This is a genomic window from Corynebacterium sp. HMSC055D05 (assembly GCF_001810365.1).
GTDB classification, from domain to species: Bacteria; Actinomycetota; Actinomycetes; order Mycobacteriales; family Mycobacteriaceae; genus Corynebacterium; species Corynebacterium coyleae.
This window is the reverse complement of record NZ_KV801082.1, coordinates 102,968-129,148: the sequence shown is the minus strand read 5'-3', so window position 1 is coordinate 129,148 and position 26,181 is coordinate 102,968. Positions and strand designations below refer to the sequence as shown.

Below are 26,181 nucleotides of genomic sequence, written 5' to 3'. Positions count from 1 at the left end.
CATGAACCCATGACTGCAACCATCTCATCCCCAGCGGCGCATTTGGCCCGCGAACTCGGCTCCGACGAGGCGCTGTCCACGCGCCCGATCGACCGCATCAAGTACGCCCACGACGCATCCCACTTCCTCTACACCCCCGATGTGGTGGTGGAAGCGCGCAACGCGAACGACGTAGCGGCGGCGTTCCGCGCGTCGGCATCCTCCGGCGCCCCAGTGGTGCTTCGCGGCGGCGGTACCTCCCTGTCCGGCCAGGCAGGCGGCGCGGGCATGCTGGTGGACGTGCGCAAGCACTTCCGCGGCGTGGAGGTGCTTGACGGTGGCAAGCGCGTGCGTGTCCAGCCCGGCTCCACGGTGCGCCAGGTCAACGCGCACCTGGCCGCGTTCGGCCGCAAGATCGGCCCGGACCCGGCGTCCGAGGGCGCCGCGACGATGGGTGGCGTGATTGCCAACAACTCCTCCGGCATGGCGTGCGGCACGGAGTTCAACACCTACAACACCATCGAGTCCGTCACCTTCGTCCTACCGTCCGGCACGGTGATCGACACCGCCCACCCGGATGCGGAGGCGCAGTTCGCCCGCCAGGAGCCGGAGCTTGTGGACACGATCGAGCAGCTCAAGCGACGTGTGCGCGACAACAAGGAATCCGTAGACATCATCGAGCGCCACTTCGCGCTCAAGAACACGATGGGCTACAGCCTGAATTCGTTTTTGGATTACGACTCGCCGCTGGACATCTTCATGCACCTGCTGGTCGCATCCGAAGGCACGCTCGCGTTCATCGCGGAGGCCGTCCTGCGCACTATCGAGGTGCCGAAACTGAAGACAACCACCATCGCGGTCTACCCGACACTGGACGCCGCGACGCGCTCCCTGCCGGCCCTGTTTGAGTCGAAGGCGGCGACGCTGGAGTTGATGGACTCGCGCTCCATCAAGGTCGGCCGCACCTTCGATTCGGTGCCGGAGCAGATCACCGGCTTCGAACTTGGCGGCCAGGCGGCGCTGCTCATCGAATACCACGCCAACGAGGCCGAGCAGCTGCGCGAATACGAGCAGGCTGGCTCCAAACTCCTGCGCGAGTTCGACCTGCAGACCCCGGCGCAGTTCAGCACCGACCCCATCGAGGCCGCCAAGGCGTGGGCGTTCCGCAAGGGCCTCTACGCCCAGGTCGCGGAGGCGCGCCCGTCCGGCACCACCGCGCTGCTTGAGGACATCGCGGTGCCCGTCGAGGACCTCGCCGACACCTGCGGCGGGCTGCAGCAGCTTTTCGACGCCTACCGGTACGACGACGCCGTCATCTTCGGCCACGCCAAGGACGGCAACATCCACTTTTTGATCACCGACCGCTTCGAGGGCGACGAGAACCTCACGCGCTACGACGGCTTCAACGAGGACATGGTGGACCTCGTGCTCGGTGCCGGCGGCAACCTCAAGGCTGAGCACGGCACCGGCCGCGTCATGGCGCCGTACGTGCGCCGCCAGTACGGCGAGGAACTCTACGACGTGATGGCGGCGCTCAAGCGCGCCGCCGACCCTCGCGGGGTGATGAACCCGGGCGTGATCATCACTGACGACGAGCGCGAGCACATGAAGAACTTCAAGCTCAACCCGCAGGTGGAAGACGAAATCGACTCCTGTGTGGAGTGTGGCTACTGCGAGCCGGTGTGCCCCTCGCGCGACCTGACCATGACCCCGCGCCAGCGCATCGTCGTGCGCCGCGCACGTGCGAAGGCGCTGCAGGAAGGCGACATGGAGCTGGTTAAGCACATCGACGAGGCCTACCAGTACGACGGCATCGACACCTGTGCGGTGGACTCCATGTGTGTCACCGCGTGCCCGGTGGGTATTGACACCGGCAAGTTCATCAAGTCGCTGCGCCGCGGCCAGGCCGGTGCTGTGAAGTCCGCCGGCTGGGCGGCCGCCGCGAAGGTGTGGGGCCCGGGCAACACCCTGGCTTCTGCAGCGCTAACCGGCGCCTACGTCATGCCGACGAGCCTGGTGCAGAAGGTTACTGACGTCGCCCGCGCCCTCGTAGGGGAAGACACCGTTCCGCAGTACCGCCCCGAACTTTCCAAGGGCGGCGCGAAGCGCTCCAAGGCGTTTGGCACGCAGGTCGGCGCGCCGGGCGCGGAGCCTGTTGGCGTGTTCGTCCCGGCGTGCGTGAACTCCATGTTCGGCCCGCAGGGCGAGGGCGTCGGTGCCTCGGAGGCGTTTGCGAAACTCGTCGAGCGCGCCGGGCTCGCCCTGACCGTTCCGGAGGGCATCGACGGCATGTGCTGCGGCACCCCGTGGACCTCGAAGGGCATGAGCACCGGCCACGACATCATGCAGCGCCGTGTCAACGACCAGCTCATCGCCGCTACCGACGGCGGGCGCCTGCCGGTCGTGGTGGACGCGTCGAGCTGCACGCACGGCTTCCGCGACATGGCTGAAAACATCGGCATCACGGTCATCGACGCCATCGAGTTTGTCGACGAGCACGTGCTCGATCGCCTCACGGTCAACCACAAGGTGCCGTCGGTGACGCTGCACCCGACGTGTTCGGCAACCCACCTGGGTATCGTCGATACGCTGAAGCACGTTGCGGCCGCCGCTGCAGAGGAAGTAAACGTTCCGGCCGAGTGGAACTGCTGCGGCTACGCGGGTGACCGCGGCATGCTGCACCCCGAACTCACCCACGCCGCGACGAAGCGGGAGGCTGCACAGGCCAAGGAGTTCGGCTCGGCGTGCCACGCGTCGTCCAACCGCACCTGCGAGTTGGGCCTGACGGCCGCGACCGGCGCGGACTACGAGCACATCCTGGAAATCCTGGAGCGCGCCAGCCGCTAGGCCAGCACCACTTTTGTCACCCGCGGCAGGGCGATGCGCACGACCCGGTCCTTCGCTTCGTCGAGCGCGTCCACCTGGCCCGCAGTGACACTCAGCGGCAGGACGGTGATCGTCTTGCCACGTCCCTGCTTGTCCACGTAGCCCACCGTGACATGCCTGCGCGCCCGCGCTGCCGCGCGAAGCGTTTCAAACGCATTCCCGCTGCCAGCATCGGTGGTCTCCGCAGAGCGCAGCTTTGCGACGATCGCACGCACCTGATCCGGCGCCACCCTCCGCGACTTCGGAAGCGTCGATGGCGTTGGCGCGACCAGGGCGGGCTCAGGCGCCATGTTGACGGAAACCCCCTGGTCGTCCTCGGCGGTGGGTTGGAGGCCTGCGGTGCGCAGCGCCGTCATGAGCTTTGCCAGCGGCAGGCGCGAGATGGCCACGGTGGGGGCGAGAATGCGCAGGCCTAACTTCTCTGCTGCGGTGGCGATCAGCGCCGGGTCCTCGGAGCGGATGTAGGCGAGTGCTTCGCCGGCGCGGATGGCGCCGTGGGTGCGGGCAGTGTCGTCGATGATGAAAGTGATGGCCTGGGGGACCTCGCCAAGCACGTGGTCGGCCAGCCAGCCGTGGATCTCCGGGGCGGTCAGTCCACTATCCAGGCCACGGCGCACCGACGCCTCCGAGATACGCCACACGCTGGCAAGACCAGGCGACTCCAGATCCGCGATGCGCTCGATGAACCCGGCCATTGCGGGCTCGAGCGGGCCCGGGGCCAGCACCGTCATGTCAGCCTGGGCGATCAACGTGTCCACCGAGGCGGGCACGAGCGTGGTGGTTGCTGCGGCGACGTCCTCGCCGTTGAGCAGCGCGAGTGTTGGCGTCGGCTGTCCATGGTTGGCCAGCGCGCCGACGAACTCGGCCTCCTGCACAACCACAGCGATGAGCTTGTCGGAAAACCCTGCCGACTCCAACGGGGCGTGGAAAAGCAGCCGGTCCATGTCGCCCGCGTGGCGCAGCATGGTGAGGCGGGCGTGGCGAAGCGCTGGGGCGTGGGCGTCGTCGCTAAGCAACTTCGCCCCTGTATCCACGCGCCACGGGGAGGCCACCCAGCCGGCGAGCACGATCGCCCACTGATCGGACAGTGTCGCGTCAAGCCAGGTCAGGGCGTCGCGAGTGGCGGCGAGCACATCCTCATCGTCGACGTTGCCGCGGCCGACAAGACCTGCGGATTCGCCGACGGTGACAAGCAAGCTCGGGTCGAACCCAAGTGCCTTTTCCAGGTTTGCCGCCGCGCGCACGCCGACGGTGCCGTCTTTGTTCAGTACCACCGGGGTATCCATCAGCGTCATGACCAGTTGGCGCATCTGGCGCACCGCGTCGAGGCCCTGGGCGGTTGCGGTTTCGTCGATAGCGGCCTGATCGATCTCTGGTGCGGCGGGTGGTGCAAGCGGGAACACGCGCGGCGTTGCGCCACGCATCGCGTCGCGCACCGGACGGGGCAGGCGCACCGTGGTCTCGTCGACGCGCACAAGCAGACCGAGTGCGAGCAACTTGGACACCGGCGCATCCGGGTCCGCATCGGGTGCAGCCGCCGCGGTTGTGCCCACCCCGCCGGAGGCCGCGAGCGTGTCCAGCACCTTGCGCTCACGCGCAGGCAGTGACGCCAGCGCCTCGGTCGCGCCGGGCGGCAGCGTATCGGTCACGCGCCAACCGGGAGGCAGAGCAGTCAGCGTGCCGGGGGCGATACGCAACGCCTCATCCGGACCAAACACGAGCGCCAACTCGCGCAGGTGGTGAGTGGAGCCGAAGCCGGTGGCGTTCACAGGCTCAAGCTCCGCTCCGGCATCCGCGAGCTGCTCGAGCACCGCCAGATCCGCGGCGTTGAGGAGACGCAACGCACGCGACGCCGAGCCGGGAAGACCAAGCCTGGTCGCGAGCGAGCCCACCGACGGTGGGGCAGGGAAGAAGGCATCGGGGCGTGCCTCGATGAGGGCGTGCAGCGCGTCGTCATCGAGCGAACTCAAGAATTTAGGGAACGTAGACATTGCGGGGGTGAGTTTACGTGCGTTTTTGTCTCCGGCGTGAAAGAATGAGGGGCATGGCTAAAGATGTGAAGAAGATTGGGCGCGCAAACCCCGCATGGCCCGCTAATACCCCAGGTAACCTGCACCCGGTCACCGAGATCACCTCGACGTTAACCGGTGCTTCCAGCCCGTTCGGCGACGACCTGATCCTGCCGATGCCGGCAGAAGAGACGGGCTACGTCCACCCGACGACGCGCATCAACCGCTAAACCAGCGGAACTTAAAAAACCGGCACGGTGCCTGACCGTGCCGGTTTTTGTTGTGGGGTGGCAAAGGCAAACGCCCCGTTCACAACCTGAACGGGGCGGACGATTGCTGTGCGCTATTGCTTAGCGAGCCTGGAAGGACTGCTGCACGGAAGCAACGGTGTTGTTGACCTGGTTGGCAAAGTTAGCGCCGACCAGGTTTGCCACGGCTGCGAAGTCGCCGGAGAGGGCAGCGTCGATCAGCGGCTGGTTTGCAGCGTAGAACGCGCTGTAGTCGTTGCGGTTAGCAACGTAGTTGGACTGCACGGAAGCCGGAACCTGGAAGCCGAATGCCTGGATAGCGTTACGCACCTGTGCGTAAAGGGCATCGACCTGCGGGGACTGTGCGGCCGGATCCTGGGCCTGTGCTGCCGGCTGAGCCGGAGCGGCCTGCTGTGCCGGTGCCGGTGCTGGCTGCGGGGCCGGCTTGGATACCTGCGCGTCGCGGTTGGTCGGCGCGGAGTTCAGGCCGTAGCGAGCGGAGCAAGCCGGCCATGCGCCCCAACCCTGACCTGCCAGGGTGCGCTCGGCGACAGCGATCTGCTGCTCGCGGGTTGCCAGGTTAGCGGTCGGGGCGAACTCGCCGCCACCGTATGCCAGCCAGGTGCCGTAGGAGAACTGCAGGCCACCGTAGTAGCCGTTGCCGGTGTTGATAGCCCAGTTGCCGCCGGACTCGCACTGTGCGAGCTTGTCCCAGTCGGAATCCGGTGCTGCGGTTGCCTGCGGGGCAACAATGCCAGCCAGTGCAGCTGCTGCTGCAGAACCTGCCAGAGCCTTCTTGCCCATGGAGGTGGTCTTCTTAGAGTGGCGTCCCATTGTTTCGTTTCCTCTCATCGTTGACCGCCAATTTCTCGGGACAGCCTAACGTTGTATAACGATTGTGTCACGTAACGGTGTCGTTTTGGGGCGCAATACTCGAAAAAGCCTCACATTTCCCCAGCTCGAAGGCGCGACATGCAAAATATGTGTTCTGGGTCACACTGGCGTGAACTGCTTGATTTTCGGGCGGAAATAGTAAGGTTTTGATTTTGTTTTACTTACTGGCGGTACATCTGCACGAGTGATACTGCATAAGTGATGCGTTACGGAAGGAGAGCGCCATGCCTGTCGGAAAGGTGAAATGGTACGACGCCGAAAAAGGGTTCGGCTTCGCATCCAACCCGGGAGACGAGGATGTCTTCATCGGTAAGTCCGTGCTGCCTGAGGGGGTTGAGGAGCTGGTTGCGGGCCAGCGCATCGAGTTCGACTTCGCCGCAGGCCGTCGTGGCCCACAGGCGCTGCGCGTGAAGGTGCTGGACACCCCGAAGCGCCGCCCAGTGCACCGCCGTAAGCCGGAGGAGCTGGGAAGCATGCTCGCGGACGTGATGACGCTCATCGAGACCCAGGTCCAGCCTGCTTTGACCAACGGCCGCTACCCGGACCGCAAGGAAGGCCGCCAGGTGGCGGAGATCCTGCGGGCCGTGGCGCGCGAGCTGGATGCGTAATTAGTTAAAGCCCACGGACCATGTGGCGATGACAGGGGTTTCCTCCCCGTCATCGCCCTTTTTAATGTCCAGGGTGGTTACCTCGGCAACGACGAGCTTCGCGCCCGACTCGGTCGTAGCCGGCACGGTCTCCTCGGTTGCCTCGCCGGAGGTGAAGACGCGCTCGGAGTTGGCCTCCGGGTCGTCGTAAATGAGCAGCAGGCGCCAGCTATTCGACGCAATCTCGTCAGGAACCGTAACCACCACATCACCCTCGCCGCGCTGCATGGTGGGGGCGTCGCCGCCGGCACACTCCTCGTCCAACTCACACACGGTGTACACGCCGATGTCCTCGCGCTCACCGTTGGCAGCCACCGACACCGTCAGTTCATCGACCGGAGTGGTGGGGCGGGTGCGCTGGTACTCCATGACGGCGTAGACCACGCCGACGAGTGCCAGGACGCCCACGAGGGCGACCACGATGGTTTTCCACTGCTTGCTGCCTGAACGTTGTGCCATGGCGAGAAATCCTAACTAGTCAGCCTGGGTAAAGCGCACCCGGTACATGTCCGGCCAGCGCTTGCCGGCAAGGAAGAACTCGTCAGTGCCCGGGATGTGGGCGATGCCGTTGAGGACGTGGTTCGGGTCGTCGGTGGCGTTATTAGGCAGGGCGGAGGCGTCGATACGTGCGGTGACCTCGCCCGTTTCCGCGTCAATGCGCACGATGTCGGTGGTGGTGAACACGTTGGCGTAGACATCGTTACCGACGCACTCCAACTCGTTGAGGCCCGCCACCGGCTCGCCATCAAGCGTGACGGTGAAGCGTTCGCGCTCCTCGAGCGTTTCCGGATCCATGCGGCGCAGCTCTTCGGTGCCGTCGGAGAAGATCACCTCGTCCGCTTCCGTACGTGAGCACAGCCCCCAGCCTTCGCCCTGATAGGAGGCGCGGCCGATCTCCTCGAGCGTTTCTGCGTTGCGACGAATCGCTGTCCCGTCGAGCCACGTCAACTGCCACAGGGTGTCGTCGATACGCGTAATGCCCTCGCCGAAAAACTGCGGATCCAAATCAACCGACGCGAGCTCATCGCCAGCGATAGTGCGGGTGTACAGGCGCGATTCGCCCTCCTGGCCAGTGCCAACGTAGAGGTTGCCGTCGGCGGTGACCTCGAGGCCCTGCGTGAAACTGGTCTGGTCGAACGGGAGGCGCTCGATCACCTCGGCGCGAAGGTGCTCGACGCTTGGGGTGGACGACTCCGGCGCGCAGCCAGCAAGCAAACCGCCCGAAAGCGCAGCGATAACAGACAGAGCGGACAAAGCTTCACGATGACCCATGGGTTACATCCTGCACTACATCGCGCATAATGGGTAAGCGTGTCACGATCCAGAAAACGCACTCGCTCCCGCAACCCGTTGCTTGGCAACGATGCAATAGCTATTGCGCTCGAGGCGCTTGAAGAAATCGCAGACGGCGACATCGGCGAACACATCGGTGTTACCGGGCTGACCCGCAATGTTGCCACGCACCGCTTCGAAGCCGACGTGCCCGGATACGCCGGGTGGGAATGGAACGCCGTCATCGCCTGCGCGGACGGCTCCAACGTGGTCACCGTCAACGAGGTCGCGCTCGTACCCTCCCAAGGTGCGCTCGAAGCGCCCGACTGGGTGCCGTACTCCGAGCGGCTACGCCCCGGCGACCTGGGCCCAGGCGATGTGTTGGAGCTCCTGCCTGACGACGAACGCGTCACCGACGATTCCTTTGCCCGCGACGCCATTACCTTCCCGGGCCGCGAAACCAAGCACTACCTGACCAAACAAGGCCTGGAGGACGCGAAGTACCGCTGGCGCACTGGCGACTACGGGCCAAACAGCGAGTTTGCCGAAAAGGCAGCCCTGTCGTGCCGCACCTGCGCCTTCTATATCCCCATGGCGGAACCGGTGGGGGAGCACTTCGGTGCTTGTACCAACGAGTATTCCGCCGACGGCCATGTCGTTGCGTCTTCCTACGGTTGCGGCGCGCACTCGGACACGGAAGTAGAAAACTCCTAAGTAATTCCAATCACTGGGGCAGCAAAATAGTTGCGTTTGCCCAGGGAGAGTGAAAAGCTAAGCCCCCGTGAGTACGACCACGGGAGCAAAAATGAATAAGGACCAGCCGCAGCCGCGCGGCGGGCTGGACGCCTTCTTCCACATCACAGAGCGCGGATCCACGGTGGGCACCGAAGTGCGTGCCGGGGTAGTGACCTTCTTCGCGATGGCATACATCGTGCTACTCAACCCGCTGATCATCGGCACCAGCCCCGACCGCGAGGGCACCGTGCTGGGCATCCCGCAGGTAGCGGCCGCCACCGCTTTGGCTGCTGGCGTGATGTGTATCTTGTTCGGCCTGGTTGCCAAGTACCCCTTCGGCATCGCCGCCGGCTTGGGTATTAACACGCTCGTCGCCGTGACCATGGTGGGCCAGCAGGGTCTGACCTGGGCGGAAGCGATGGGCCTGGTGGTTATCGACGGCATCATTATCGTGCTGCTGGCCATCTCCGGTTTCCGCACCGCCGTGTTTAACGCTATTCCGGATTCGATGAAGGTGGCTATGAGTGTCGGTATCGGCATGTTCATCGCCACCATCGGCCTTGTAGATGCCGGCTTTGTCCGCCGCATCCCGGATGCCGCCATGACTACCGTTCCGGTCCAGCTGGGCACCGGCGGCTCGATCGCATCCTGGCCGACCTTCGTGTTCATCATCGGCCTGTTCATCTGTGGCTTCATGGTTGTGCGCAACGTGCGTGGTGGCCTGTTCATCGGCATCATCCTGACCACGATTGTTGCCATGATTGTGGAGGCGATCACGGGTTCCGGCTCGTCCGCAGACAACCCGCAGGGGTGGAGCTTGGCCGTGCCGGAGCTGCCCAGTTCCTTCGGTGGCGTCCCGGATCTGTCCATCGTGGGCAACATCGACCTGTTTGGTGCGTTCATCAACATCGGCGTCATTTCCGCATCCCTGCTGGTGTTTACCCTGGTGCTGGCGAACTTCTTCGACGCCATGGGTACCATGACGGCCCTTGGCCGCCAGGCTGGCCTCGCTGCTGAGGACGGCGTCCTGCCCGACATGAAGCGCGCCCTCGTCGTCGAAGGCTTCGGCGCAGTCGTGGGTGGTGGCGCGTCGGCGTCGTCGAACACGGTGTTCGTGGACTCCTCGGCAGGTATCGCCGACGGCGCTCGTACCGGCCTGGCCAACGTGGTCACCGGTGTGCTGTTCCTGCTCGCAATGTTCTTCACCCCGCTCTACGAGGTCGTGCCCATCGAGGCCGCGGCACCGGTACTCGTTGTCGTCGGTGCGCTCATGATGATGCAGGTCGGCCAGATCAAGTGGAACGACTTCTCGGTCGCGCTGCCGGCATTCTTGACCATCGTCACCATGCCGCTGACCTACTCCATCGCCAACGGCATCGGCGTCGGCTTCATCTCGTTTGCGCTGCTGTCCCTGTTCGCCGGCAAGGCGAAGGACATCCACTGGATCATGTGGCTCATCTCCGCCCTGTTCGTCGTGTACTTCGCGCAGGGCCCGATCATGGCAGCGATTAGCTAAATGCAATTGCGTATCGACGACCCCCTCGACCCCCGTCTCGACGACATCCGCGACCTGAAGCACTCCGACAAGGAGAAAAACCTTGTCTTCGCCGAGGGGCCGCTGGTGGCTGGCCGGCTGGTCGAGTCGCGCTTTCCGGTGCGCGCCGTGTTCGGCTTCGGGGGACGGCTTGAGTCGTTCATGGCCGACTACGGCGAGGAGTTGTCGCGCCGCGGCATCCCGGTGTACGAGATCACCCGCCAGATCATGGGGGAGGTCGCCGGATACGACATGCACCGCGGCCTGTTGGTCTCCGCCGATAAGCCGGAGCCGCTCACCGTTTCCGAGGTGCTCGAAGGGGCGCGCACCTTGGTGATCCTGGAAGGGGTCGGCGACCACGAAAACATCGGGTCCATCTTCCGCAACGCCGCCGGCATGGGGGTCGACGGCGTGCTTTTCGGGGCGGCGACCGCTGACCCGCTCTACCGCCGCAGCGTGCGCGTGTCCATGGGGCACGTGCTGCGCACCCCGTTCGCACACCTTGATGGCACCCCGACGACCTGGCAGCGCTCACTCGCGGAACTTCACGACGACGGCTGGTGGCTCATCTCACTGACCCCCGCTGACGACGCCGTCGAACTTAAAGATGCCATCCAGGGCCACGACAAAGTTGCCTTCCTTGTTGGTGGGGAAGGCCCGGGGTTGACCCCGCACGCCATGCGTGCTACCGACGTGCGCGCCAAGATCCCGATGGCGCCGGGAACCGATTCGCTGAACGTGGCCACCTCGGCCGCGATCGCGTTCTACGAGCGCATGCGCTAACCGGGCTAGCCCGGTTAGCGGTCGATGTGGCGGATGCGCTCCTTTAACGCAGCCGCCCACTCCACAGCGCGACGACGTACACCCCGGCCGATGCGCTTCGCGGCGGCGACGGACGCGTCCGCCAACTCGGCGAACTCGTCGCCCTCTTGCTTTTCCTGTTCGGCCTCGTAGTCGTCGTAAGCTTTATCGCGCTCCGCGAACTTCGCGGCGACCTCGTTGACCGACTTGGTGGCCGGCTTCGGCTCCTCAATCTTCGGCTCAGGCCGGCCGTCCACGGCGTAGCCCACCACGTTGATGTCCGGGCCGTTCTGGCCGATCTCCGCACCCAGCCAGGCTTCCTCGGCGGCAAGCGCAAGGTCCTTCGGCTCAAACGGCAGCGCGATCCCGCCTGCTTGTTCCGCCTTCTCGCCCGCCCAGTAGGGGGCCTCAAACGGCTCAGGTAGGCCGATGTCTTCGATAACACTGGTGCGGGTGGCGCAGAAACTGCGCGACACCTTCTCGCCATTGAAGTGGGCGAAGCCGCCAAAGTCGCTATCCGTACCCAGCGCGATAACGAACACGTCCGCCGCCGGAAGCGCGGTGTGCCATTGGGTAGGGGAGGACAACTCAGTGACGTCCACACGCATGCGCACCACCGAAATCCCCGGGAAGCCCGCAATATAAAACTCGTCGCGGCCAGGCACCGACGAGCGGTTCAACGGAAACGACCCAATCGGCGTGATTGGCCACGCCGGATTCACCTGAGCCAGCAGCTTTCGGCCAAACCCGCGGTCGGCCTTCGGCTCACGACGCAACACCTCCGCAGGTTCAGCAGTGTTGACAAACCACAACGTGACAACGGCGTTGAAACTCATGGCTTACCGCTTCGGACGCTTCGTGTTGGTCCGCACGCCGAGCAGCACGTCCTCCCAGTGGGGCGTCACCGACTTGCGACGACGCTTCTGCGGCTGCTCCTCCTCATCCGGGTGGCGCAGGAAATCGCCCTCGAGCACCTCGCCCTCCTCGGCGGGTGCATCCTGAAGGATTTCGACGGGCGCGGCTGGCGCATCCTCATCCTGCTCGCCGTGCAAGGAACGCACCGCAGACAGCGAGCGCACCGGCTGGGCGAAATCTGGATCGGTCAGATCCGCAGCCATAGCGTTGCGCGCCTCAGTCTGGGCCGCGGCGCCCATGGAGCGCTTAAACGACCACAGGGCCTCGTTCTCCGTCAGGCCCGCCTGCCAGGTAACGCGCACAACCCAGGTGTCGCCCTGCTCGCGGGTAGCATCCCACTCCGCATCCGAAATCGAGTGACCACGGGCAGCAAAGGAGGTAGCCAGGATCTCCAACAACGTCTGCTTCGCCGGGCCATCCTCGCGCACCGGATGGGACTGCTTCGCAGCCTCCGCAACCTGGGCGCGCTCAAGCAACACCGGGTGGGCATAGGACTCGAGGCGGCTTTCGGCCACACCCATCTCTTCCGCCAACTCCGCGGCGGTCGCGCCGGCGCGGATGCGTGCCTGGATCTCGTTCGGACGCATCGACAACGGGGTGGCGTAGAGCGGATCCGGCTCCGGCAGTGGGCGCGGCTCCGGGGCGGGTGCCACCGGTTGCGCAGGCTGCTCTTCCTCAGTCACCTCGGTATCGGTGGCTGGTTCTTCCGGGGCGGGGGAGTCGTCGATAAGCAACGGCGCAAGCTCCTCACGGGCAAGCTGATAGCGCACACCCTCCTCGTCGCGGAGCACAAAAAACGTCTCCGTCGACTCGTCTTCCAAGAAAACAAGCTCGCGCATAGGACTCCTTCCGCCTGGCAATACGAAAACTAAGCCTATCGGACGCACGTGCCCACATCAGGCAACCAGCCCCAAGACACCCGACGGCGCAAAGCGATACCATCCCAATACGACCAATGACGCCATAAAAATATGTGGTACATCCAGGACAATCGCAGCATTGTCGGACGCATCACAATATTTGCTAGAGTGCGTTACGTAAAAAGGTTGCCCGAAAAACGAGAGCAACACCCAACGTAGGAAAGGGAAACCAGTGGCTACTGAGAACAAGGACAAGGCCGTACTCCACTACCCGGGCGGCGAGTATGAAATGGACATCATGCGCGCCACCGAAGGCAATGACGGTGTCGTGCTGGGGAACCTCCTCGGTGAAACTGGCCTGGTCACCTTCGACCCGGGCTACGTCTCCACCGGCTCCACCGAGTCCAAGATCACCTACATCGACGGTGCAGAGGGCATCCTGCGCTACCGCGGCTACGACATCGCAGACCTGGCAGAAAACGCCACCTTCAACGAGGTGTCCTACCTGCTGATCAACGGCGAGCTGCCGACCACCGACGAGCTGGACAACTTCAACTCCGACCTGCGCCACCACACGCTGCTCGACGAAGACTTCAAGGCCGCGTTCAACATCTTCCCGCGCAACGCGCACCCGATGGCCGTCCTTGCCTCCTCGGTCAACATTCTCTCCGCCTACTACCAGGACCAGCTCAACCCGCTCGACGAAGAGCAGCTGGACAAGGCAACCGTGCGCCTCATGGCCAAGGTGCCGATGCTGGCTGCATACGCCTACCGTGCATCCCGCGGTAAGCCGTACATGTACCCGGACAACTCCCTCAACCCGCGCGAGAACTTCATGCGCATGATGTTCGGCTACCCGACCGAGGACTACCACGTCGATCCGGTCCTGACGAAGGCCCTGGACAAGCTCCTCATCCTGCACGCCGACCACGAGCAGAACTGCTCCACCTCCACGGTGCGCATGATCGCCTCGGCACAGGCGAACATGTTCGTCTCCATCGCAGGCGGCATTAACGCCCTGGCCGGCCCGCTGCACGGCGGCGCAAACCAGGCCGTGCTCGAGATGCTCGAGGACATCAAGAACAACCACGGTGGCGACGCAACCGACTTCATGAACCGCGTGAAGAACAAGGAAAAGGGCGTCCGCCTCATGGGCTTCGGCCACCGCGTGTACAAGAACTACGACCCGCGCGCGGCTATCGTCAAGGACACCGCACACGAGGTGCTCGAGCACCTGGGTGGCGACGAACTGCTCGACCTGGCGATGAAGCTTGAGGAGATCGCGCTGAACGACGAGTACTTCATCCAGCGCAAGCTCTACCCGAACGTCGACTTCTACACCGGCCTGATCTACCGCGCCATGGGCTTCCCGACGGACTTCTTCACCGTCCTGTTCGCCATCGGCCGCCTGCCGGGCTGGATCGCACAGTACCGCGAGCAGCTTGAAATGAACACCAAGATCAACCGCCCGCGTCAGATCTACACCGGTTACCAGAAGCGCGACTTCGTCCCGCGCGACCAGCGCTAACCAAACCTTTCAACCGCCGAGGAACACGTCCCCTATAATTCCCAGGGGAAGTTCCCGGCGGTTTTTTAATGCCGACCGCACAAACCTCAAGGAGATTCTCACTCATGGAAATGGAAAAGCCATTCATTGAAGCCCCCGAGGGGCCGGCACCAGCTGATCTGGTTATCCAGGACATCACCGTCGGCGAGGGCGAAGAAGCGGTGGCTGGCGGCTTCGTCAAAGTCCACTACTTGGGTGTCGATTACGAAACCGGCGAAGAGTTCGACTCTTCCTGGGACCGCGGAGAAGCAGCCGAGTTCCCGCTCGCGGGCCTCATCGCAGGCTGGCAGGAAGGCATCCCGGGCATGAAGGTTGGCGGCCGCCGTCAGCTCACCATCCCGCCGGAGAAGGCATACGGTCCGGCAGGTGGCGGCCATCCGCTGTCTGGCCGCACCCTGATCTTCATTATCGACCTGCTCGACGCCCGTTAGGGGAAAGCGCATGCGAATCCCGGTAACTACGCTCAACGACGGCTACGATCTCCCGCTGCTTGGCCTGGGCACCTACAAGCTCCAGGGCGAGGACGTGGAGCGGACCGTGCGCACCGCGATCGAGCTGGGCTACCGCCACATCGACACCGCGTCGTTTTACGACAACGAGGTGCAGGTGGGCAAGGCCATCAACGACGCGATTAAGGCGGGCGACGTCACGCGCGAGGAACTGTTCATTACCACCAAGCTGTGGAATGACGATCAGGAGCGCGCCCTCCAGGCGTACAACGAGTCCCTCGAGCGCCTCGACCTGGAGTTCCTCGACCTTTACCTTGTGCATTGGCCGTGGCCGCAGAACGGCACGTACGTCAAGGCGTTTGAGCAGCTCGCTGAACTGCAGGGGATGGGCCGGCTCCAGTCGGTGGGTGTCGCGAACTTCTACCCGGAGGTTCTCGACGACATCATCAACGCCACCGGCATCACGCCGGTGCTGAACCAGGTGGAGCTGCACGCTGGTTTCACCCAGCCGGAGCTGCGTGCTTACCACGAGGAGCACGACATCCTCACCGAGGCGTGGGCGCCGATCGCCCGCGGCAAGAATTTTGACGACCCGGCCATCCGGGCCGTCGCGGATGCCCATGAGGCCACACCTGCGCAGGTGTGCTTGGCATACCTGATGAAGCTTGGCTGCTCTGTGGTGCCGAAGACGAAGAACCCGCAGCGCCTCGTCGAAAATCTCGGCGCGGTAAATGTGAAGCTCACCGACGAAGATGTTGCCACCCTCGATGCGGTGCAAGGGGAGCGTATGTCAGGGGATCCCCTGACGTTCCCGGGATAAAGGTTTTCCTGGGAGTGGATTTGAGCCCGTTCGGCCGTGGAAGCGGCCGGGCGGGCTTTTCTCGTCGCAACGAAAAGCGTGACTTTTCGGGGGTAGGGGTAGGGGTGAGAGGATTTAAACAACTCTCCGTGAGTGTGTGATACGTTACACTCCACATTGTTGAGTCGAGAATCGCGAATTGTCGGCAAGGCAAGACCCAATCCCGTGAACAAGAAAGGATCGAGGCAATGACAGGTTCCCCCGCTGTCCCGCAGCGCCGCGAGCCCACGCCAGACGAGTTTGTGGCAATGCAACAGAGCCCCGAATTCCAAGATCTGCGTGGAACATTCCGTGGCTTCACCTTCCCGGTGATGATTGCGGCGTTCCTCTGGTACGTCTTCTATGTCGTCTTTGCTACCTTCGCGCCCGATGTCATGGCGCGGCCCTTCCTAGGCCTCAACCTTGGACTGTGGCTCGGACTTGCACAGTTCTTGACCACATTCCTGATCACCTGGGTCTACGTGAAGTGGGCAAACAAGAACATCGAACCCCGTGCAGCGCACATTCGCCAGGAAATGGAGGGCTAAGCCATGCAGACGTACATCAACGCCACAGCGGCTGAAAGCACCGCCACCGGCAACCCTCTGCTGAACATCGCCATCTTCGGCGCGTTCATCGTGGTCACCCTCTTCATTGTGACCCGCGCTGGCAAAACCACCAGCGAATCCGCCGACTTCTACACCGGCGGCGCATCCTTCAGCGGCACCCAGAACGGCCTCGCCATCGCCGGCGACTACCTGTCCGCCGCGTCTTTCCTGGGCATCGTCGGCTCCATCGCGCTGAGCGGTTACGACGGCTTCCTTTACTCCATCGGCTTCTTCGTCGCATGGCTGGTCGCCCTGCTGCTGGTCGCCGAGCCGCTGCGAAACGTCGGCCGCTTCACCATGGCGGACGTGCTGTCGTTCCGCCTCCGCCAGAAGCCGGTGCGTGTGGCCGCAGCTTTCGGCACCCTGTTCGTGTCGCTGTTCTACCTCATCGCACAGATGGCCGGCGCCGGCTCGCTGGTGTCCGTGCTGCTGGACCTGCACTCCTTCGCCGCACAGGCAATCTGTGTTGCCATCGTCGGCGTGATCATGATCGCCTACGTCCTCATCGGCGGCATGAAGGGCACCACCTACGTGCAGATGATCAAGGCCGTGCTGCTCATCGCCGGCGTGCTGATCATGTCGATCCTCGCCTTCATCATGGCCAAGGGTGGCATGAATGCGGTGCTCAACCAGGCGATCGACACCCACGCCGCGTCCCAGTACATCGCGGAGAAGGGCTACCAGGCCGAGGATCTCCTCAAGCCGGGCCTGAAGTACGGTGCGACCACCACCTCGAAGCTCGACTTCCTGTCGCTGGGTCTTTCCCTGGTGCTTGGTACCGCGGGTCTGCCGCACGTGCTCATGCGCTTCTACACGGTGCCGACGGCCAAGGAAGCGCGCAAGTCCGTGACCTGGGCAATCGTTCTCATCGGTTCGTTCTACCTGCTGACCCTGGTGCTCGGCTACGCTGCTGCAGCATTCGTCGGCCCGGACCGCATCCTTGCCGCACCTGGTGGCGCGAACGCCGCGGCACCGCTGCTCGCATTCGAGCTCGGTGGCTCCATCTTCATGGCGCTGATCTCCGCGGTTGCCTTCGCAACGGTGCTTGCCGTGGTGGCAGGCCTGGCGATTACCGCCTCCGCATCCATCGCGCACGACGTGTACAACGCGGTGCTTCGAGACGGCCAAGCCAGCGAGGACGAGCAGGTGCGCGTCTCCCGCATCACCGTGGTGGTGCTCGGCATCGTCTCCATCGTCCTGGGTATCCTGGCGATGCAGCAGAACGTGGCCTTCCTAGTGTCCCTCGCGTTCGCGATCGCGGCATCCGCAAACCTGCCGACCATCCTGTACTCCCTGTACTGGAAGCGCTTCAACACCACCGGCGCGGTTGCGTCGATCTACACCGGCCTGATCTCCGCGCTGGTGCTGATCGCCCTGTCGCCGGCGGTCTCTGGCAGCCCGACCGCGATGTTCCCGGACGCCGACTGGTCCATCTTCCCGCTGACCAGCCCGGGCCTCGTGTCCATCCCGCTCGGCTTCCTGGGTGGCCTTATCGGCACCTTCCTGGGCAAGCCGGACAACTTCGATGAACTCCAGGCCGAGATGGAGGTTCGTTCCCTCACCGGTGTTGGTGTGGAGGCTCCGGTCGACCACTAATCCTGGCTGAATAACAAGAAACGGGCTCAGTGTGATGCTGAGCCCGTTTTTGCGTTTGCTTTGTTTTAGCCAGCCGCGCAACTCAAGCTTGCGTGCACTGAGGAATGCCGGGAAGCACCGCCATGTCTACATCTGCTCTGCGATTTCCTTCATCGCTTCCCACATGCTGCGCTGCTCGGGTGTACCGCTGTCAGTTTGCAGCAGGGTGACACAAGAATCGTGTACGGCGGAAGCAAACTCCTGGCGGAGAGAATCAGGAACCCCACGAAGGATCAGTGGTGCTGCAAGCACAACCGTATGGGCAAAGCGCGGTACCGTCGCATCGGGACTGTCATACTCTGACACGAGCGCGGTGCAGTACTGGGTCAACACCTGCGACGTTTGAGAAAGCGCCTGCCCATCCTCCGGAAGCTCGGCCAAACCTATGTCCCGTTTGCGCACGGTATCAAGGGTTGCCCTGGCTTTTTCATGACGGCCAACACGTGCGTAGTGCTCGTAGAGCTTCCTCAACGAGTAGCTGTAGTTGAGCTGGCATTGAGCGTCGGGGTGTGTTTGTGCGATCCACTTTGCAATATCGGTAAGTGCCTCCATGAAGCGGAGCCTTGCTTCTAGGTTTTCGGCTTGGGAGAGACCGATCAGCAGTGCGTGATGCGCAGCATTTGCAATGGCGAACGCCTCAGGCAGGTTAACGCTTGATGCTTCCGCAAGTACTCGAGAAGTATGGACGCGAACAAACCTTGCTGCCCCGACGCGAACCTCCCTTGAATGGGTGCTTTCACAGAGCTCAAGAAGAAGAGCAAATACCTTAGCCAACTCGTTCCACCCAGCCGGCGGGGCGGAGTTGAGGAAGGGGACAAGCGCCACCACCGAAGCGCGAAGCCGTAGGAAAGCGTCCATTTCTTTCTGCATCTCGATGTAAATATTCGCTAGTTCGATGCTGGTCCGAAGTATGTCGGTTGCGTATTTGCCGCCGAAGGGAACCTTCTGCGTTGCTACGACGAATTGGTTGACAGCATCCTCGAGCAGCTCCACCGGCGGGGCCATATTCGGAAAAAGCTTCCGGACAAACTGTGCTCTTATCGCCGTGGCTTCCGCTGCCAATGCGAAGGAAACAGCTGGCCCGTCGCCGCCGTCAACCAGGATGGCAGCGATCTCCATGGCTTCATCCAAGGTGGGGATCACAAGCCCATTGTTTGTAGATCCATGGATATCTGCGATCTGAAGGAGCACGCGTATCGCTTCTTCGATGGCTCTAGGATCCCTGGCTTGGAGCGCAGGAACAAGCATGTCTTGGCAGCTAAATAGCAGCTCGAGGGCTGATTTTGTGTCTCCTGCATTTGCATCCAGAAGTGCCATCTCACGTTGGGCTCGAGAATAGAAGACAGCAGGTAAAACACGATTTGGCTCGGCGTCGTACAGGGGGTCGATATTCTTAAACGCCAGGTACAGCAGTAGGCGAGCTTCCTCCACATCTTCGGTGTGTGAAGCAGCAATCGTGAGAGCTTGGCAGCGCAATAAAACCGTTTTCGCCGTGACAGGGAAGTCGTTCAATACCTCAAAACAAATTGAGGCCACACTTGTTTGTACTTGTGGGTCAGGGGAAAGATCAGCAGCCGCTAAGAGCGTTCGCAGCGCTTCGAATGATGCACCGGCCGTACGCAGATGCTGAAGGTGTTCGATTGCATAGGGCAAGTGAAGCAAGTTGGTCACAATTGCTGCGTCGTACACTGTGGTTTGCGGAAGGCAGTCGAGCGCCAACGGAATGCTCTCTAGATTTTGAGGACCCTTGGGAGCAGGCGATGAAAAGAGGTGGAACAGGAACGCCTCCGCGAGTTTGCGCTGGTTCTTCCACTGATGCTCAATGTCGTAATAATCCTCGCTTTCGAGCGCCGCATACTTTGGGGTGGTCTCGACACTGTTGCGCAGATCGGTTTCGTAAATGCGCATGAGTAGAGAATGTGTGAGCGGTGAACCAAAACTCTCCGCGGCCTCGCTAAATACTCGGTGCGTAAAGCGCATCCGTTTCTCCGGCCCATTTGGAGTTAGTTGATTCGCCAAAGAACGGAAAAGTCGGGCAACCGAGATCTCAGTATTTGTTGTGAAGCCAGCGTCGCGCAGCGCGTTGACGGTTTGTTCTTGCGAAAGCCCGATCCTAGAAGCACCCAAGAGACCTACTGCAGCGCGGGCGAGGGCACGATCGGTAGATGCGATGGAGGTTTCCAAAAAGTGGTGGGCAGCGCTTGGCAGGTCATCGGGGATGAGCCACGCGCGGTCTGCAAGCATGTTTTGGATTGCGCTGGCTTGATCAGGTTCATCCTCGATGGACTTGAAATCATCACCATCGATATCGAGAAGTAGATCCAACGCAAGTTCTATCCAAAGAGGGAAGCGTTGCTTGGAAGCGATGATCTGGCGAGCGCCGCCTCCGATCTCGCGCCTAATTCTGCGCTCCCAGTCCTCTACGAATTCTCGCGCAATGCTGGCTGGTACTGGCCCAACCAAGACTTCTTTGAAATCGGAGTTCTTCAACAGAGTGACGTCCGAGCGCGAGGAAGAAGATACAGCCAACGCGGTGCGAGACGAGAGCCATTCCACTGGCCAGAATCCGCCGGCTCCATCCACAAGCTGCTCTAAACCGTCGACGATGAAAAGCAGATCAGGATACTCAGCTACAACCTTTTCCATTTCTTGCCTCCAGCGCGGGCGCCAAGTTTCGGGAGAGCCCCGCCAATCGTCGAAAAGCGACAGGCCCAAGGTTGCGTTTATGCATCGCGTAATCTCGAATGCGAGCTCGTCCCCCGTCCAAATGCGGTCGTCCAGCCCCATAATGACGGTGATGGGCAACTTGCCGGATATAGATTCTCCGGAGGCCGCCAAATACTTCTCGAGTGCCAACAGAAGTGAGGACTTACCCGCGCCGGACTCGCCATAAACCACGACAGGCGAATCGATGCGGAGGAAAAAATCGATCGATTTGAGCAGTTCCTCTGACCCAAAATTACGAGTGCGGGAACCTCGAAACAGGACCTCCTCCGCGGTACCGTCGCGCGGGATGCTGCGGGCTCGCTCCAGAAGCTGCGGTTCAAGCAGACTGACCGCAAGATCCTCGAAGTGCTGCATTGAAGCAGTGGGCCACTGACCATTCTGGTCGAAGGCAACGGAGTAGCGTTTCACCGTCTCCGCATTGCCCCATCGTTGAGATACCTCGTCTTTGAAGTCAGAAATTCGGGTTGGGTCTGAGTCGGCCCAGCCGTGCGGTGGGGGGCCTTCGACCTGCCGGAAAAGGATGAACGGTGTGGTTGTATCATCTGCGTCCCAAAGACCAGCTTTGGCGAATTCCAACTCGGTGATAGAACACTCGCGAGACCTCTCGGGGTCGAGTCCAACGCGCTGTGCCGTCCATTCGAGGAGAGACTTGTCGTCTGAAATCCAACCGTAGCGGTCTCCGATGAGCCCGAGGAAGAGCGGGGCCGCGCGATCGACTTCGTCAAGGCATACGTCTAATACCTTGCGCCCAGCCGCCTCTTCATCCATGTCGTTGGTGTCGACTCCCCAGCGCAGGTCAATAAAGTGCATCTTTGCGCCGAATCGGCGCAAAGATTCGTTGAGCCGGTCACTTACGGGACCGTTGAGAATGTCACGTTCCGTATGGAAATCGCGAAAGGTCGATGACACAAAAACAGGAATGTTGAGCATGAGGCCCCTTAGCGCAGTCAGTGTTTGAACACTCATTATGCGCCAACCGGAGCATATTAGGAGGCCGACGACCGCTTGGTTTTCGCTCAACCCGCTAATATCGCCTGCATGAAAAAATGGTCCCAAGAGCGCCTTGACCAGCATCTCGCGCATGCTGCATGGTATAAACCGATCCGCAAGGTTAGGGCCCGACGCTTGGACAAAGACGCGCAGTGGCGGGCTTCCACTGGCAGCGTCCTTCACGCAAAGGCGGGGGACTGGGAAGTCACTGACGGGACACGAACATGGACAGTTGCGTCTGGGGTTTTCGACAGGTCATACAGTCAGGTCGCGCCGGGGGAGTACAAGAAAACGGGGAGAGTCCAAGCCCGCCGACTCAGCGAGGACGCTACGATCCCAACGCTGGAGGGAGAGGCTCACGCACACGCAGGTGATTGGGTGGTCCGTGGCGTAACAGGAGAGTGTTGGCCAGTGCCAGATGCGGAGTTTTCCGACGCCTACGAGATCCTAGAAATGCCGTAACCGAACATCCCCGCCAAGGCGGGGTACACAACTTTCACGATCTTGTGGTTGTAATCCTGGGTGTGCGAGTCGAGCTCTGCAAACGGTTTGTATGAGGGTTTCCGAGCAGGAGGTTCCTTGCTGTAGTCATAGGATGCGCGACGCTCGGTTCCGTTGCTATCAATCCATGTGCGCTTGAGCATCCAATCATCGTGCTCGGCTTCCGCCATCGAGGTGATCTCCTGTTCCGAGGGATGCTCTTCCCACCCGTAGCCGTCCTTCACAAGCTGAAAACCGTGTAGACGTAGGTTTTCAACCATGGCCCGAGCGGCTGCTTCAGAAGTTTGTCGTGCCTTCAGGATGTCGTCGTGAGAAAGCTTCTGCGATGGGGATGGCGGGCCATAAAGCGACGTGTAGGCGATGTCGAATGCCCAGCCCCAGACGGAGAAGGCGGAATCGCGGATGGCGTCGATGCTCAACCCAACCTTTTGTGGGTCAATAACTTCCAGAACTGTTCCGGCTTCGGCATCGTTCCAGACAAGACCCTGCAGTATGTGGTCAGTCACCGCAATAATCGCTCGACGTTTCCTGAGGGAGGGGATCTGAGCAGCGACGTGGACTGGATCGCCGACGAGGACAACCATATCTGCCAGGCCCTCTACCTGAGGGCTCACAATCTGTTGAACTTCCAGCTCTTTAGCGAACCGGTTGTAATTGTGAATCCACGCGTCCAACTCACGCTTTTCATCTCCCGGGCCGCATTGCTTGACCTCAACAGTGTGAGCATCGAGTGTGGTCAGCAGGTGGAGTATTTTGTCTGTGATTGCGCGAACTGTGAGGTCGGCTGGATGAAATGCTTCAACAGGTCGTCGTTGAGCGATGTGGGTAAAGCGTGCTGAGGTTGCTAACTCGGGGGACCGAAGAAGCTGGAATATTGATACCGTCTCACCGCATTGTGCGTGACGGAGGTCCTGCGCCTCAGAACTCAGGCGAGCTGTTTCGATGTCATTTTCGGCAGCGATGATCACGTGGGAAGCATGTTTGACAGTTTGAGCAACGAGCCGATCATCGCTCAGATGCTGTTTGTACCCTAAGCCAAGCGTGCCTTTGGCTGTTGGGTTTCCCTTCTCCAAGATATGAACGGGGAGCTCCCTTTCTTGGTCAAGGACTGAGCGGACGATGCTGTTTGCTTCCTCGGAGGAGCCGATCACCACTGGACCTCCTCGGCGGCGCTTGCTCGTTGCTCTCGCCCACCCGATACGCGATATTCCTAGTAGGGCAGAAATGACTGCTCCGAAGGTGACAAGGAGTGAGAGGATTAAACCTATCGTCATCCAGGTCGTTGGTGATGCCGGCTGGCCAGGCGCTGGCGCATACGAGGCGGCAAAAGGCGCGATGCTCGCGTAGATGAGCGAGACGACGGACGCGTTATGAGACTCCGAAAGCGTGACGCCGCAGTTGTAGAGGCCAATCGCAGTGGCAGACAATGCGATGACCAGACGATTTGAATCGAGCCGCATAGTGTTAGGATAAAAGTTTCGCTTCCGGAAGAAGCATTGAGCCTAAGTGCTTATCGACGACCTACCGGACCAACAGTCCATTCGACGACAGCAGGCTGCTCATCTGGAACAGGGAATCGCTTTGGCCGGGGGTCCACTGGCCCCAATCGGCGGTGTAGACGTCGTTGATGTCCACCTGGATGCCCTGGATGTATGCCTGGCGTCCGGCGACCTGGTGAATGTTCGCACGGGGGTGGATGTTGCCGCGCGAGCCCCAGTCGTGCTGCCAGAAGTAGCTACCGATGCCATCCTCCAGGCACCAGGCGATGGTGTAGTAGTTGCCGTACACGCCCAACTGGTAGCCGGCCGCACTTAATGCGGCGCCCATAGCGGAAAGGTATGGGTTGATGAATTTGTTGAACTGGGCGAGCGTCGGGTTGTCGTCGATAGCCACATAGATCGGGCGCCCGGTCGGGCCGCCTGCGGCGCGGTGCAGGGCGATGGCCTGGGGTGCGTGCTTGGCAGCGCCGAGCGGACCCTGGAGCCAGTCGGCGGTGTCGGCGCGGCCGAACTGGTAGACCGACGCCACCGACAGGCCGTTGGCCTTGTAGTCCTGGGTTTCGTCGAGGGTGACGGGCTTGCCGCGCATCCAGAGTGCGTCGGGGCGGGGCTGGGATACGTAGCGCACGGCGCCGATGTGGCCGGCGGCTTTCACGGCGCGGGCGGATGGGACGGCGGCGGAGTAGTCGATCACGGTGCCGAGCACGCGGCGCTGCTGAGCCTGTGCGGCGGGGGAGAGGGCGGTGGCTGCGGCGCCGGCGGCGGCGGTGGTTGCCGCGAGTGCGCCCGCAGACTTCAGGAACGAGCGGCGATCAAAAGTAGTCACTTGCGTAACATTAGTCTCGTTTTGCCTCTTGTGCACCTTAGTTTGCCTGCGTGACCACGATCCAGATGGCGACGAGGTGACACACGGCTGCCACGATTGTCGCGGTGTGGAAGTGCTCGTGGTAGCCGTAGTAGCGCGCCTCGCGCCCCGGCCAGCGGGCCCCGTACACGATGGCGCCGACCGTGTAGAGCACGCCTCCCGCGAATAGGAGCCACACCACCGCCGGCCCTGCGCTGGCCCACAGGGTGGGGATCAGCGGCACGATCACCCAGCCGAGCCCCACGTACACCACAACGTCCAGCCATCGCGGGTGATTGATCCACACCAGATTGAGTGCGGCGCCGCCCAGCCCGCCGATCCAGGACACGACGAGGATGGTCGCGGCGGTGCGCGGCTCGAACGCGATCAGGCACAGCGGGGTGTAGGTCGCGGCGATGAAGATGGAGATGGTCGCGTGGTCGGCGCGGCGCCACCACTGCACCGTGGACGGGGAGCGCCACGGGTAGAGGTGGTACATCGCGGAGACCCCAAACAGCAGTACGACCCCGACGCCGTAGACGGTAACCCCGGCGGCGTGGAGCGCCGGCAGGGTCATCCACCCGTAGGTGATCAGCACGGTGGAGGCCAGCGCGAAGGCTGCGGCCGCCACGAAGTGGGCCCAGCCGCGAATCAGGGGGCGCGGGCCGCGGTCCGCCATGATGTAGGAGCGCTGGACCTGGCCTTCTTGAAGGATCGTCATAGTGACCTCACTGGGGGTGGAGGAACAGTGACGCTATGTTACTACTTGGTAACTTATGTGGGTAGCCCAGCCGATTCCGCGAACGAAAACCGCTGCGGTAACCTAAGCCCCATTGCCCTAGTAGCTCAGTGGATAGAGCACGGCTCTCCTAAAGCCGGTGTCGGAGGTTCGATTCCTCTCTGGGGCGCGAATAGGGGTTTGGTGTGGCGTCGAGGTCAGATGGCGGGTGGTGAAGATGACTATCGAATTACGGCCACTTCGCGTCGAGGACGCTACCGAGATGGCTGATGTGCTTTCGGATCGAACCCTTTACACATTCACAGGCGGTGGGCCGCCCTCTGTGGATGCGCTTGCGCGGCGGTACGCGATCCAGACTCGAGGCGAATCCAGCGATGGTGCCGAGGAGTGGATCAATTTCGTCGTCACGCTCGGTGCGGGCAAGCAGCCGATCGGATACGTCCAAGCGACCGTGCCCCGCAACGGCGGTGCGACGGAGATCGCGTGGGTGATCGGGACGCAGTGGCAGGGGCACGGCTACGCCAAAGAAGCCGTGAAACTGCTTTCCACCTATCTTGCGGAGCGAGGCATTACGCACCTCATCGCTCATATCCACCCCGACCACATCGCCTCGCAGCGTGTCGCCGCCACCGTAGGGTTGGTCCCCACGGGGCAGGTCGTCGACGGCGAAGTCCGCTGGGACCGGAGAGAGTAGAAGGGCCCCGAAGGATTCTCCGGGCCTACTCCTCGCCGGTGAGTTCGCGCAGCTTGGCGCGCACCGCCGAGGCCTCCGGGTTGGTGGCGTGGGTGCCGTCGGAGAAGAGCACGGTGGGCACGATGCGGTTGCCGTCGTTGACGGACTTGATCCACTCGTTGACCTCGTCCATGCCGTCGGCCTCGACGTCGACGATGTCGTAGGGGGTTTCGGTGCGGTCGAGGCGCTGGCGCAGCTTCTGGCAGAACGGGCACCAGTCGGCGGCGAAGATGGTCACGTGGGCGTTGGTTTCGGGTGCGGTGACGGTCAT

Annotated in this window: 23 protein-coding genes and 1 tRNA gene; 13 read left to right on the top strand and 11 right to left on the bottom strand. The window is 62.3% G+C overall.

Going from position 1 to position 26,181, the window contains the following annotated elements:
• Positions 1–9 precede the first annotated feature (9 nt).
• On the top strand, positions 10–2,826 hold the full coding sequence (locus tag HMPREF2734_RS11095; protein WP_070570974.1) for an FAD-binding and (Fe-S)-binding domain-containing protein: 2,817 nt from the start codon (positions 10–12) through the stop codon (positions 2,824–2,826).
• Here the strand turns inward: HMPREF2734_RS11095 and HMPREF2734_RS11090 are convergent.
• The gene (locus HMPREF2734_RS11090) at positions 2,823–4,856 is read right to left on the bottom strand and encodes a helicase-associated domain-containing protein (RefSeq protein WP_070570973.1); all 2,034 of its coding nucleotides are present in this window, start codon (positions 4,854–4,856) and stop codon (positions 2,823–2,825) included. The genes HMPREF2734_RS11095 and HMPREF2734_RS11090 overlap by 4 nt on opposite strands.
• 53 nt (positions 4,857–4,909) lie before the next feature.
• Here HMPREF2734_RS11090 and HMPREF2734_RS11085 point away from each other — a divergent pair, with 53 nt between their 5' ends.
• Complete coding sequence (locus HMPREF2734_RS11085) at positions 4,910–5,104, top strand: hypothetical protein (protein ID WP_092101852.1); 195 nt, start codon at positions 4,910–4,912, stop codon at positions 5,102–5,104.
• 120 nt (positions 5,105–5,224) lie between these two features.
• Here HMPREF2734_RS11085 and HMPREF2734_RS11080 read toward each other — a convergent pair whose 3' ends face one another.
• Positions 5,225–5,956: a resuscitation-promoting factor Rpf1 domain-containing protein gene (locus HMPREF2734_RS11080; RefSeq protein WP_070570972.1), complete on the bottom strand. Its 732-nt coding sequence runs from the start codon at positions 5,954–5,956 to the stop codon at positions 5,225–5,227.
• 284 nt (positions 5,957–6,240) lie between these two features.
• Between HMPREF2734_RS11080 and HMPREF2734_RS11075 the strand changes: the two genes are divergently transcribed.
• Positions 6,241–6,624, top strand: a complete 384-nt coding sequence (locus tag HMPREF2734_RS11075; RefSeq protein ID WP_070421466.1) for a cold-shock protein — start codon at positions 6,241–6,243, stop codon at positions 6,622–6,624.
• Here the strand turns inward: HMPREF2734_RS11075 and HMPREF2734_RS11070 are convergent, their stop codons facing one another.
• Positions 6,625–7,122 (bottom strand): DUF2771 family protein, encoded by a 498-nt coding sequence (locus tag HMPREF2734_RS11070; RefSeq protein WP_070421465.1) that lies wholly within the window; start codon positions 7,120–7,122, stop codon positions 6,625–6,627. It lies immediately after the preceding gene.
• Between the two features lie 15 nt (positions 7,123–7,137).
• A complete protein-coding gene (locus HMPREF2734_RS11065; protein ID WP_070570971.1) occupies positions 7,138–7,935 on the bottom strand; it encodes a glutaminyl-peptide cyclotransferase in 798 nt (265 codons plus the stop codon).
• A gap of 39 nt (positions 7,936–7,974) precedes the next feature.
• Here HMPREF2734_RS11065 and HMPREF2734_RS11060 point away from each other — a divergent pair, with 39 nt between their 5' ends.
• From HMPREF2734_RS11060 to HMPREF2734_RS11050, 3 genes are all read left to right on the top strand, one after another.
• A complete protein-coding gene (locus HMPREF2734_RS11060) occupies positions 7,975–8,649 on the top strand; it encodes a DUF3027 domain-containing protein (RefSeq protein ID WP_083308170.1) in 675 nt (224 codons plus the stop codon).
• A gap of 91 nt (positions 8,650–8,740) precedes the next feature.
• Positions 8,741–10,186 carry an NCS2 family permease gene (locus tag HMPREF2734_RS11055; protein WP_070570969.1) on the top strand — a complete coding sequence of 482 codons (1,446 nt, stop codon included), beginning with the start codon at positions 8,741–8,743 and terminating at the stop codon, positions 10,184–10,186.
• The gene (locus tag HMPREF2734_RS11050; protein ID WP_070570968.1) at positions 10,187–10,987 is read left to right on the top strand and encodes a TrmH family RNA methyltransferase; all 801 of its coding nucleotides are present in this window, start codon (positions 10,187–10,189) and stop codon (positions 10,985–10,987) included.
• Between the two features lie 14 nt (positions 10,988–11,001).
• Here HMPREF2734_RS11050 and HMPREF2734_RS11045 read toward each other — a convergent pair whose 3' ends face one another.
• Together HMPREF2734_RS11045 and sepH are read right to left on the bottom strand one after the other, a co-directional pair.
• Complete coding sequence (locus HMPREF2734_RS11045) at positions 11,002–11,841, bottom strand: DUF6928 family protein (protein WP_070570967.1); 840 nt, start codon at positions 11,839–11,841, stop codon at positions 11,002–11,004.
• A gap of 3 nt (positions 11,842–11,844) precedes the next feature.
• Positions 11,845–12,759, bottom strand: coding sequence for a septation protein SepH (gene sepH, locus HMPREF2734_RS11040; protein ID WP_070570966.1), 915 nt, complete (start codon positions 12,757–12,759; stop codon positions 11,845–11,847).
• A gap of 253 nt (positions 12,760–13,012) precedes the next feature.
• On the opposite strand from sepH, the gene HMPREF2734_RS11035 reads away from it, so the two are divergent.
• The 5 genes from HMPREF2734_RS11035 (at position 13,013) to HMPREF2734_RS11015 (ending at position 17,838) form a co-directional block, all read left to right on the top strand.
• Positions 13,013–14,308 carry a citrate synthase gene (locus HMPREF2734_RS11035; RefSeq protein WP_083279316.1) on the top strand — a complete coding sequence of 432 codons (1,296 nt, stop codon included), beginning with the start codon at positions 13,013–13,015 and terminating at the stop codon, positions 14,306–14,308.
• A 110-nt stretch (positions 14,309–14,418) separates the two neighbouring features.
• Positions 14,419–14,778, top strand: coding sequence for an FKBP-type peptidyl-prolyl cis-trans isomerase (locus tag HMPREF2734_RS11030; protein ID WP_070451706.1), 360 nt, complete (start codon positions 14,419–14,421; stop codon positions 14,776–14,778).
• A 10-nt stretch (positions 14,779–14,788) separates the two neighbouring features.
• A complete protein-coding gene (locus HMPREF2734_RS11025; protein WP_070570965.1) occupies positions 14,789–15,616 on the top strand; it encodes an aldo/keto reductase in 828 nt (275 codons plus the stop codon).
• A gap of 227 nt (positions 15,617–15,843) precedes the next feature.
• The gene (locus tag HMPREF2734_RS11020) at positions 15,844–16,182 is read left to right on the top strand and encodes a DUF485 domain-containing protein (RefSeq protein ID WP_070421457.1); all 339 of its coding nucleotides are present in this window, start codon (positions 15,844–15,846) and stop codon (positions 16,180–16,182) included.
• Positions 16,183–16,185: 3 nt separating this feature from the next.
• On the top strand, positions 16,186–17,838 hold the full coding sequence (locus tag HMPREF2734_RS11015; protein WP_070570964.1) for a solute symporter family protein: 1,653 nt from the start codon (positions 16,186–16,188) through the stop codon (positions 17,836–17,838).
• Positions 17,839–17,964: 126 nt separating this feature from the next.
• Here the strand turns inward: HMPREF2734_RS11015 and HMPREF2734_RS11010 are convergent, their stop codons facing one another.
• From HMPREF2734_RS11010 to HMPREF2734_RS10995, 4 genes are all read right to left on the bottom strand, one after another.
• On the bottom strand, positions 17,965–21,687 hold the full coding sequence (locus HMPREF2734_RS11010; protein WP_083308169.1) for a DUF4062 domain-containing protein: 3,723 nt from the start codon (positions 21,685–21,687) through the stop codon (positions 17,965–17,967).
• Between the two features lie 344 nt (positions 21,688–22,031).
• Entirely contained in the window at positions 22,032–23,555 is a 1,524-nt protein-coding gene (locus HMPREF2734_RS11005) for a hypothetical protein (protein WP_070570962.1), read from the bottom strand.
• 61 nt (positions 23,556–23,616) lie between these two features.
• Positions 23,617–24,420 (bottom strand): DUF1906 domain-containing protein, encoded by an 804-nt coding sequence (locus tag HMPREF2734_RS11000; protein WP_070570961.1) that lies wholly within the window; start codon positions 24,418–24,420, stop codon positions 23,617–23,619.
• A 37-nt stretch (positions 24,421–24,457) separates the two neighbouring features.
• Positions 24,458–25,159, bottom strand: coding sequence for a PAQR family membrane homeostasis protein TrhA (locus tag HMPREF2734_RS10995; RefSeq protein ID WP_070421452.1), 702 nt, complete (start codon positions 25,157–25,159; stop codon positions 24,458–24,460).
• Positions 25,160–25,273: 114 nt separating this feature from the next.
• Between HMPREF2734_RS10995 and HMPREF2734_RS10990 the strand changes: the two genes are divergently transcribed.
• Positions 25,274–25,346 (top strand) — tRNA-Arg (locus tag HMPREF2734_RS10990).
• A gap of 48 nt (positions 25,347–25,394) precedes the next feature.
• Positions 25,395–25,871: a GNAT family N-acetyltransferase gene (locus HMPREF2734_RS10985; RefSeq protein ID WP_070570986.1), complete on the top strand. Its 477-nt coding sequence runs from the start codon at positions 25,395–25,397 to the stop codon at positions 25,869–25,871.
• 25 nt (positions 25,872–25,896) lie between these two features.
• On the opposite strand, the gene HMPREF2734_RS10980 is transcribed toward HMPREF2734_RS10985, so the two are convergent.
• A complete protein-coding gene (locus HMPREF2734_RS10980) occupies positions 25,897–26,181 on the bottom strand; it encodes a mycoredoxin (RefSeq protein WP_070421450.1) in 285 nt (94 codons plus the stop codon).